Source organism: Azospirillum sp. B506, assembly GCF_000333595.1.
Taxonomy (GTDB): Bacteria; Pseudomonadota; Alphaproteobacteria; order Azospirillales; family Azospirillaceae; genus Azospirillum.
In genome coordinates this window covers 1-950 of the sequence record NZ_BADK01000375.1, presented here as the reverse complement: position 1 = coordinate 950, position 950 = coordinate 1, and the positions used below count along the sequence as shown (strand labels likewise).

Annotated in this window: 1 pseudogene; it reads left to right on the top strand. The window is 68.5% G+C overall.

Going from position 1 to position 950, the window contains the following annotated elements:
• Window positions 1–260: 260 nt before the first annotated feature.
• Window positions 261–950 (top strand): annotated as a pseudogene (locus I71_RS11590) (nucleotide sugar dehydrogenase); the annotation flags it as partial.

Here is a 950-nt window from a genome sequence, read left to right as displayed (position 1 = left end):
CGGCGAGACCATCACCGGCCGTCCGTTCGAGGTGCCGGCGACCGCCGTTCCGGTGCTCGACCGCATCCGCGCCAACCTGGCGCCCTACTTCACCAAGTAAGACGGGGTGGGTTCCATGCGCGTCGCCATCCTCGACGACTACCAGGGGGTCGCCCGCGACCTCGCCGATTGGTCGCAGCTTCCGCCGGGCAGCGACCTGATGGTCTTCGAGCAGCCGCTCGGAAATCAGGACGCGGTGGCGGCGGCGCTGGAGGCAGGACGTGCTCGACAAGCTCGGCCAGGGCAACCCGCACTTCCACGAGCCGGGCCTGACGGAGAAGCTGCGCCACGTCATCGCACGCGGCCGGCTCACCTTCAGCCGCAATCAGGAGGATTGCGGCAAGGCCAGCGTCTTCATCATCACGGTCGGCACGCCGCTCAGCAAGGACGGCCGGGTCCGCACCGACATGATCGAGGCGGCCACCCGCCAGGTCGCCGCCAGCCTGCATGACGGCGACCTGGTCATCCTGCGCTCCACCGTGAAGCTGGGCACCACCCGCAACATCGTGGCGCCGATCCTGCGCGCCACCGGCAAGCAGTTCGACATCGCCTTCTGCCCCGAACGCACGCTGGAAGGCCAGGCGCTGCTGGAGCTGAACCAGCTGCCGCAGATCATCGGCGCCGAGAGCCTCGACGTCGCCACCCGTGCGGCGCAGATCTTCGGCTTCCTGACGCCGACCACCGTCAAGGTCTCCACCCTGGAGACGGCGGAGCTGATCAAGCTGGTCGACAACACCTACCGCGACGTCACCTTCGCCTTCTCCAACGAGATCGCCAAGCTGTGCAACGCCATGGAGATCTCGGCGGTCGAGGTGGCGCGTGCCGGCAAGCTCGGCTATCCGCGCACCAACCTGCCGCTGCCCCGGCCGGTCGGCGGCCCCCTGCCTGGAGAAGGATCCCCACATCCTGAT